General features: G+C 54.9%; 7 protein-coding genes. 3 read left to right on the top strand and 4 right to left on the bottom strand.

From position 1 onward, the window contains the following. Positions 1 to 885: 885 nt before the first annotated feature. On the bottom strand, positions 886 to 1,641 hold the full coding sequence (locus QI197_08195; protein MDK2373340.1) for a putative CRISPR-associated protein: 756 nt from the start codon (positions 1,639 to 1,641) through the stop codon (positions 886 to 888). Positions 1,642 to 1,945: 304 nt separating this feature from the next. Between QI197_08195 and QI197_08190 the strand changes: the two genes are divergently transcribed. Beyond that, positions 1,946 to 2,707, top strand: a complete 762-nt coding sequence (locus QI197_08190; GenBank protein MDK2373339.1) for a CRISPR-associated ring nuclease — start codon at positions 1,946 to 1,948, stop codon at positions 2,705 to 2,707. Between the two features lie 345 nt (positions 2,708 to 3,052). Beyond that, entirely contained in the window at positions 3,053 to 3,595 is a 543-nt protein-coding gene (locus QI197_08185; GenBank protein MDK2373338.1) for a hypothetical protein, read from the top strand. A gap of 115 nt (positions 3,596 to 3,710) precedes the next feature. Here the strand turns inward: QI197_08185 and QI197_08180 are convergent, their stop codons facing one another. The 3 genes from QI197_08180 to QI197_08170 all read right to left on the bottom strand — a co-directional run bounded on the left by QI197_08180 (position 3,711) and on the right by QI197_08170 (position 7,421). Continuing rightward, positions 3,711 to 5,678 carry a TM1812 family CRISPR-associated protein gene (locus tag QI197_08180; protein ID MDK2373337.1) on the bottom strand — a complete coding sequence of 656 codons (1,968 nt, stop codon included), beginning with the start codon at positions 5,676 to 5,678 and terminating at the stop codon, positions 3,711 to 3,713. A 10-nt stretch (positions 5,679 to 5,688) separates the two neighbouring features. After that, the gene (locus QI197_08175) at positions 5,689 to 6,285 is read right to left on the bottom strand and encodes a hypothetical protein (GenBank protein ID MDK2373336.1); all 597 of its coding nucleotides are present in this window, start codon (positions 6,283 to 6,285) and stop codon (positions 5,689 to 5,691) included. Between the two features lie 188 nt (positions 6,286 to 6,473). Continuing rightward, positions 6,474 to 7,421, bottom strand: a complete 948-nt coding sequence (locus tag QI197_08170) for an aldo/keto reductase (GenBank protein MDK2373335.1) — start codon at positions 7,419 to 7,421, stop codon at positions 6,474 to 6,476. A gap of 380 nt (positions 7,422 to 7,801) precedes the next feature. Here QI197_08170 and QI197_08165 point away from each other — a divergent pair, with 380 nt between their 5' ends. Then, positions 7,802 to 8,116, top strand: coding sequence for a hypothetical protein (locus QI197_08165; GenBank protein MDK2373334.1), 315 nt, complete (start codon positions 7,802 to 7,804; stop codon positions 8,114 to 8,116). Positions 8,117 to 8,270: the final 154 nt, after the last annotated feature.

Genomic DNA, 8,270 nt, shown 5'->3' with positions numbered 1-8,270 from the left:
TATTCATGAAAGCTAAATTTGATCGAGACAAACCGCCTAGATCCGTACCTTGACGTGAGAAGAATGGAAAAAGAATATCGCTCGAGATGGAGGGAATCGTTGTCTAGGACCTTTCTGGAATTCATCAAAACATGATGAGCGACGTGAGTACATAGGAGAACCTTCATCTCATTTTCGGGAGTCCGTCATCAGTGGCATCAAACCTTCAGGCATAGAGAGGAACCTCTCAATCCCTAACAGGATTCAGTAGCATCTGCAGAAGGTTAGTTAACTCTCGCTAGGTGTTATTTTCAACTCCTTCTACATGACTATATCACGATCTCTCAAGCGCTCTACGTCCCTCCATTATCTCCCAGTCCTCGTTGACTTTCATCTCTCCCCTTCTTTACCTACTATCGCCCTAAAACTTCGTTTCACAGGAATAAAGAGTCCGTCATTTACTAGTCCTAACTGAAAAAGCCGCTAACATGGTATCGCGTGGGGTTAGGTTGACAACGGCCTAACATCCATTAGCGATGATCTCATTGACATCAGGGATACTATTGATGTATCGTAAATATCTTTACGCGCGCGATATGCACTGTTAACTTAAGTCTCTTGGCTAAAGGAGGCCCCCGCGGGATATGATGGCTGATTGCAGTCCACTCACTTTCTTTAAGCTCCCTTTCATGCATTTAGATGATGAGAGAAAGTGTTGATGGGCTGGTTTTCTTTGAACTTTCTTTCGGGATTCGTAGAGGGATGAAACCTCTTCTGGGGCCTGGTCATATTGCCTTTCAACTCCCTTTTCGGAAAAGATAGGGATGTTCTCTAGGCCAAGGCTGGCAGAGTGCATTGGTCAGCCATAACCTCGATCCTTCCCGCGCGGGCGGCGCGATGATCTTTTCAGGCCTTCTTTAGTATTATCCAGAGGGTCGGCACGAATATCGCGATTTCAGCCAGTACGAAGAGGGGGAAGCCGAGTAGCGAGTCGATCGGGAAGCTCAGGATGGTCGTGAGGATGGCTAGGGCCTTCTCCCACTTGGTAACCCTCACCTTCAGCTGGCTGGCTGTCGGCAAGATCACTATCTTTCTGGCGGCCTCATGTATGTAGTACGTTCTGAGACCACTTTCAGCGGCAAGAACCGATAATGCGGCTATCTCCGCCTTGAATCCACCGGTGAGGTTGAGGACCACATCGCCCGATCTCCTCACAATGGATCCTACCACCTCCCTCAGCTCCTTGAGAGCAGCATCGAAGTCCTCGGAACCGAAGCCAGTGACCACATGCTTGGAGACGTTGTACCCACTCTCCGTCAGGTATTCGTCGAGAATCTTCGCTACTAGCTTTCCAGCGTCGGTGTCGGAGACTAAGAGGTGTAGATCCCTCACCTCCGAGGAGTACTCGTCCATATATCCGAGGAAGGCATTCATCTCAGCGCTGGCTCTCCTCGGATCCCTTCTCAGGTTGGAGAGCATCGCCTCCTCGAGAGCCCTCCTCTCCCCGCTGGATAGGGATCCAAGGGCGTGTGAGAGGGTCTTGGGGTTGGAGAGGCTCCTGAGCTTCTCCTCGGGTATTGAGGGAGAGGGCTCGTCCCTCATGGACCTGATCGTGTTCGTGAGGAGACTGATGCCGCATGTGATCACGTGAGTCTCTGCCATAAGGGGAAGTACCGCAGGTCCGCCATAAGTGTTGTCACCCGCTCTTTCATTCCCCCCTGCTAAGTGAAAGCTTGGGGTCGAGTGCAGTCATGCGCTGTCTACGACAAGTTCTGGACCCTGCAAGAATGGATCTAGGGCTAGATTCGATTTGTCTGTGACCCATCAGCAACTGGAAACATGCCTGTACATTAACTGCCGCCGGCAGCTGTGAGTTGAAACTATGGAGGTTCGTTACACTCACATTAATGCGCGATCCTTGGCAACAGGTGGATCATCTTTATCTGACACATCCGGTTGAACGCACATGCGTTACTTCAGTGACTACTCCCTGCTGGCCCCTCTCGGCCTGAGCCCTCCCATCGTTACGGAGCTGATCCAGTACCTGGACTGGCAGTACAGCATGAAGCCCAAAACCGTGGAACTGATCCTCACAAGGGATAAGCGCGTTCAGGAGGGCGCCAAACTCGTTGAGGTGGCCGTGAAGGACAGATATCCTAAGGCCGAGGTGGTCAGCCTTACTCTGGACTACGAGGACATCGTTAATGAGAACGTGGCATTCGATTTCATGAGAATAGCTGCCTCCGAGATAGCCAGACTGGAGAAGCCGGTCTACCTACTCATCTCAGGAGGGAGGAAGAACGTCTCGGTGGAGGTGGCCCTTCTGGGACAGGTGCTCGCGGTATCCGGTATCTACCATGTTGTCGTGCCAGATGTGAGGGTGGTTAACATCGAGTTAGAGAGGCTGAGACCAAAGATAGAGGAACTCGCCTCCTCGGGCGATCCCCTCAGCTACTACAGGGAGAATGAGGAGCTGCAGAACCTCATGTATCCCCCGATGACCTACGGCGTGATGAGGATACCCATGCTCCCACTGCCCTACTCGATAATCAGGAGGGTGGCGAGGATCCTCAGCGAGGGAGGCAGCAGGTCCGAACTTGAGGATCTTGGGGAGGACTACATAGCTGCCCTCAGGTTCTCGGGCCTCATACAGGTATCCGGAGGCAGGATCATACCCACCGACTTGGGTAGGGCGATAGGAGAGGCTATGAGGGAGGCTGTGGAGTGAGCTGGCGTGCCAGGGAGCCTCCCGCTGGTGCAGGAATAACCGGACCGGATTCGACCTGCAAGTAGTTTAACCGATCCTCCCTAGTCTGGGGAGGGATCGAGCCTCCGGCGGAATTATCTCAATTATCTCACTTTATGGGTTCACGGGTTTTAATCCGAAAGGCGATCGTTCCGGAAGGCTACCCCCTGCACCCCGGCAATCGCGTATCTCCTGAGCGGAACGGTCACCATCACTCAATAAATTTAAGATAGGGACCCAATTTGTATGTAATTGTGGATCAATTTTCCCATTAATTTGGAAACTACTTTAATTGAAACAGTTGTGCCGACTGGCACGGTGAGCCGGATGAATAAAACTGCTTTGGCAGGTGTTATTCTCGTAGTAGGCATCCTGATCGGCATAGGAATCGGATACTTCCTCTACTATCCGCAGGGAGGCCCGATCACGAAGACCGTCACGAAGACCGTCACGACGCCGGTAACGAAAACCACGACGGCAACGCAGGTTCAAACGCAAACGGTACGCGTTGAGGAAAAGTACACCATACTCCTGTCGTATGATCCCAAGGTGGGCCTCTACCTGACCGACTCCAAGGGCATGACCCTCTACTTCTTCGCCAAGGACGTGAACGGCACCTCCGCATGCTACGGCGGCTGCGCGAAGAAGTGGCCGGTGTTCGCTCCCAAACCCACGACTAACTTCGTGATACCATCCGTGTTAAACATCACCGACTTCAACTTCATCGTAAGGGACGACGGGAATGTTCAGGTCACCTACAAGGGACACCCCCTCTATTACTGGATAAACGATACGGCCAGAGGAGATACCAAGGGACACGGCATCAAGGGAGTTTGGTTCGTAGCCAGCACATCGGGTGAACTACCCTAAAAAAGGGGAATAACCCTATTCCCTCCTTTTTTGAGTCCGTGGATTAGAGGTTGAAGCGTGCGAACCATTTGCCCTATGACCCGCGAGTTTAGCTCAACCCGAAGTCGATCAAATCTCAAATCCCTATGTCACACAGACACCCCGCCTCCCTGATCAGGTCCTCGGGCATCCCCTCCAACCTTTCCCTCATCTTCCCACTGGCCAGATCTTCCAGTCCGTCGAAGAGCTCGTCGTAGTAGTGGATCTCCACATCCTCGATCACGCCGCCACGATCGAGGACGGGCACCGGATTCCTCACGGAGAAGTGCTGGAGACCAACGTGGGCGGCAAGGTTCCTGAGGAGTGAAGAGACCTCCTCCGGGCTGACCGCGTCGTTCCCCCTCATCAGCTTCTCCGCCGAGAGGAAGTTCCTGATCCACCAATCGTCCCTGCACGAAGAGTTCTCCATCAAATCTACCGCCTCACTCCTGAAGATTTCCCATTTCAGGCTCTCCGCATGGAGATCCACCAAGGTTGGGTTCCTATCGACGTTACTCGTCCTCCTGTAAGCTTCCCTCACGACGCTCGGGCACCTCCTGCCCAGAACCGCGAACGGGTAAACATCACGAACAGAGGCGACCGATCCTCTGATCCTCTTCTTAACCATTTCAAAGGTCATTTCCCCTATGTACGACTTCATGTAGCCCAGGGCCGTGCCTCCCGACGCCTCCCTCACCATGCAGTTTACGCTCCTCGGCTTACCGTGCTCATCGACCATGGCGATCTCTCTGGTGATCAGGATCTCGTTGGGGTGCATGCCCAGCGAGCGGTAGAGGGACCTAACCTCTAGGGCGAACCTCAGGGACGCGTGATCCCTCCTAAGGTGAGGTATCAATCTATGGATCCCTAACTTGAGGGCGAATGATCTTATGGAATCCGCCAGCGGGTAGGACAGGGGCGGCTCAAGCTCGTATTCCAGCACAATCTCATCTGCATCCTCAGCGAAGGTGTCCGGATTCAGCCTCAGGTGCTCCACGTAGTCCCCTCCCCCCATCCTTTCCCCGAGGTAATCGAGTATCTCACGAATCGAGGGAAGGGATTCGCTGAAGCTCCTCAAAACGCGATGCAGGTAGGTCAGCATCGTAGTATCTAGCGCACAAGAGACCTTTCTGAGCCTGATCAGGGATCTCAGGAGCTCCTTACCCTTCTCCAGGTCTCCGTATCGGTTGAACTCCCTCCTCACCACCTCCCTCCATATCTCCGCTATCATGTCGGGGCTCAGCCGGCTGTGGGCCAGCAACTTCGATATCGTGACAACAAGCCTGTGAATCACGTGGGTCTCCCCGACGTCCATGAACTCCACCGGAAGCTCGACGGTACGATCTCCCGCTCTTGGTAACCCCTCCCGCTGCGGATCGGGGCTTGGGCGTGTCCTCTCGGAGGACCTCCCCGATGGGACGAACGCGGGCATCGAGGTAAGGGGGATCAGATCCACTCGGTTCACCTCAGCGTACGCCAGTGCCCCCATGTAGGCCATCACGGTCAGGTGATTCCACCCCTGACTCATATCGAAGAGCACCCTCTCCACATCCCCCAGTTCCCTCAGAGACCGGTAAACCTCGGCGAATATGTGGGAGGGCCCGCCCCCCTCGAATTTGAGTCTCACGCCAGCCCCGTCCTCCAGGGGCAGGGTGAAGGTGCCCCTGACTTGGACCACCCTAGCCAGGATAGGAGAATCGTCGAACAGGCCTCTGAAGTCCCCCGGTAACCCTTCATTGTCCTCCACATCCCTAACGAGTAGCCTCGGGAATTCTCCCGCGAGCCTCCGAGTCGCATCTAGGACCCAATCCTCGACCCCCTCTCCCCGCCTTGGAAGCCTCCAGAACTCTCTGGCGTGGGTTATGAGGGAATGGGGGAGGAGAACGATCACCCTGAGCTTGCTCAGGTCGACCTTCCCCCTGCCCAGCGCCTCGATGGAGACGGGCAGCACTGTGGATGAAGCCCTCAGCCGGACGGAATTTCCCCTCGGCGCCCTAACCTCGTAGAGCTTCCTCGATCTCCTCAGCAGGGTGTCCCCGGCCACGTGAACCAAGACGTGAGACATGGGCGTCGCCTCAGTACCTAACGACGGGCTTCACCTCGGCGTAACCGGATTCCCTCACCAGATGCAGCGGGTAGAACTTGGCAGTGGTTCCCACGAGCTGACCTATCTGAAATCCCAAGATCACGGGCGCCGAGAGGACGAGCTTCTTCTTGGCGGAGGGATGAAGGTTGTTTATCAATTCCAGAAACTTAGCAGAGCTGAAAGCTACGAGGGGAAATTCCTCCACTCTCAGACCACCCTGATCAGGAACATACTTGTAGATGTAGTCGGGATCCCTGCCGAACTGCCTCCTGTACATGACCTCAGGGTTCCTTCCTATCAAGTCGATGGATGCGCTCACCTCCTTCCTCCTCTCCACCCCATCTATGACCTCCATCATCGGACTTGGGTCACCACTCTCAACGTAGGATATGAAAGCGTCCACCAGCTTCGACCCGATCACGCCACCGATTAGGGACCTCATCCTGTCCTCCTGATCGCTGGGTATATCAACCCTCTCCTTGGAACTCCTCTTGGACAGGTAGCCCTTCAGTTCCTTCCCGAGTCTCACGACCTCCACCGAGTCCACCAGTAAACCTACCACCGTGGTCACGAGTCCTATGGACAATACACCACCGTTTTGGGCCAGAGTGGCCAATATTTAATCCTGTTTCTCGGGAATTCCTAGAGATTGCATGCTTTTGACGGGACGAAGTTGTACGCCCCGGAGGCATAAGCCCCTATTGGATTTTTCTGGATTCTAGGCTATAGGAGAAGGATATCGCGGGAGAAGGATATCGCCCTCCGTAGCTTCTATCACCAGATCACGCGGCTTATCCTCACCTTGGAGCTGGCCTCCTCTAGGGCCAGCCACTCGTCGAAGGTCATGCTCCAGTCAGCAGCCCCCGCGTTCTCCTCCACCTGCTCCGGGGTCTTCGCCCCGGGTATAACTATCACGGTATCGCTTGCCATTATCAGCCAGTTCAGAGCCACCTGACTGGGCGTCTTGCCGTGCCTCTCCCCAACCTCCTTCAGCAGCTTCACCACCTCGTACACCTGCCTGAAGTTGTCGGGGTGGAACAGGGCGCTGCCGGCCCTCACGTCCTTGAACTCGGGCAGGTTATCTGGCGTGTACTTGCCGGTGAGGGCCCCCTTAGCTAGGGGAGACCAAGCGAGGATGCTCCACCCGTTCGCCTCCGCATAAGGTATTATCTCCTTCTCCGCATCCCTCTCCACAAGGTTGTACCTGACCTGATTACTGACCGGGTCCTCCGTCGACAGGCAGGCCCAGGCCGAGTCCATCAGCTCGACCGGGAAGTCGCTCAATCCTATATAGCGTACGACACCTTGGTGCACCAGCTCCTCTAAAGCGCGCATGTACTCGCAGGTGGGGAAGTTGTTCCAGAGGGGAGGCCAGTGGACCTGCATCAGATCAATGTAGTCAGTCCCCAGCCTCTCTAGGCATCTCTTCGTCCCCTTGAATACGTCGTGCCTAGAAAGAAACTCCCCGGGCAGCTTAGTGGCAACAATGACATCCTCCCTCGCTCCCAGCTCCTTCAGCGCCCTCCCGAGGAAGGTCTCACTCATCCCCCTCCCGTAGACCGCTGCAGTGTCGAAGAGGTTTATCCCCACGTCAATGGCCTTCTCCACTATATTCTTGGCATCCTCATAGTTGGTCACGCCCCAGGACTCGCTGAATTGCCAAGTCCCCAGTCCTACAACGGAGACCTTCAGATCCGAAACACCCAGATACCTGAACTCCATTGGTGCACCCCTACTCCGGGGAGCTCCTTTCATATAATCATCTGCTGCCCAGCCGATACCTCCCATGGTCCCAGTCGACGATCAAATCCGGCGATGCCCCGGCGAATCATCGCGCGAGGGTGATCCCTGCAGCGGTATCCATTTCAGCCACGCGCGACAGTCGGGACTGAGGAAACGCTCCCTCGATGGTCGCTTCGGATCCGCGATTGCCATCCGATCCTCGCTTTGGACTGATCTAGGAAAATCGCTTTACAGCTACAAAATATGAATTTTTATCCTGTGAAAAGCATAAATACATGATGATATCAAGGGAGTTTTGGGAGAGGCATTACCTAATTAAGGACTCCCTCATGGTGGCCGGAATTATCTCCTTGGTGATCATGCTGCTGTCCTTCGTGCTGATTACCCTCACGCATGCGATGGCGCAGCCCTACTGGCACGACATACCTCTCGAGTACCTCTACACCATCTTCAGCCCAGCCCTCATCACGATCCTCTCCATGCTCCTCGCCTTTCTTCCGCCGATGGCCTACGTCCTCAAGGTTATGCTGGCTCTGAGGCGTAGACGCGGGAATATCGGGATCAGTGGTGGGAGCGGGGAATCCTGGCGTGAGCTAACTCGGGACCGTTCCGCGAGCGATCGATTCATCCTATCTCGCTCCGGCTGCGAAGGAAATGAACCGAAAAATTTATAACGCGGCGTCAGCGTGACGCCCGGGCCCTGGCCGCACATCGTCCCCGGAATAGATGATGCGATATTGAATGCCCACATAAGTATAGTATCATAATGGATATGGGAATAGGAGGCCCATAGGCTGATGCGATGTGGGGGGCCAGGGCCCCTTTCCC

Source organism: Thermoproteota archaeon (assembly GCA_030130125.1).
Classification (GTDB): Archaea; Korarchaeota; Korarchaeia; order Korarchaeales; family Korarchaeaceae; genus Korarchaeum.
This window is presented reverse-complemented; position numbering and strand designations above follow the sequence as displayed.

What these genes read in the sequence shown, in the direction of transcription:
- QI197_08195 (MDK2373340.1), bottom strand. Translation starts at nt 1,641, where the DNA reads ATGGCAGAGACTCACGTGATCACATGCGGCATCAGTCTCCTCACGAAC.
- QI197_08190 (MDK2373339.1), top strand. Translation starts at nt 1,946, where the DNA reads ATGCGTTACTTCAGTGACTACTCCCTGCTGGCCCCTCTCGGCCTGAGC.
- QI197_08185 (MDK2373338.1), top strand. Translation starts at nt 3,053, where the DNA reads ATGAATAAAACTGCTTTGGCAGGTGTTATTCTCGTAGTAGGCATCCTG.
- QI197_08180 (MDK2373337.1), bottom strand. Translation starts at nt 5,678, where the DNA reads ATGTCTCACGTCTTGGTTCACGTGGCCGGGGACACCCTGCTGAGGAGA.
- QI197_08170 (MDK2373335.1), bottom strand. Translation starts at nt 7,421, where the DNA reads ATGGAGTTCAGGTATCTGGGTGTTTCGGATCTGAAGGTCTCCGTTGTA.
- QI197_08165 (MDK2373334.1), top strand. Translation starts at nt 7,802, where the DNA reads ATGCTGCTGTCCTTCGTGCTGATTACCCTCACGCATGCGATGGCGCAG.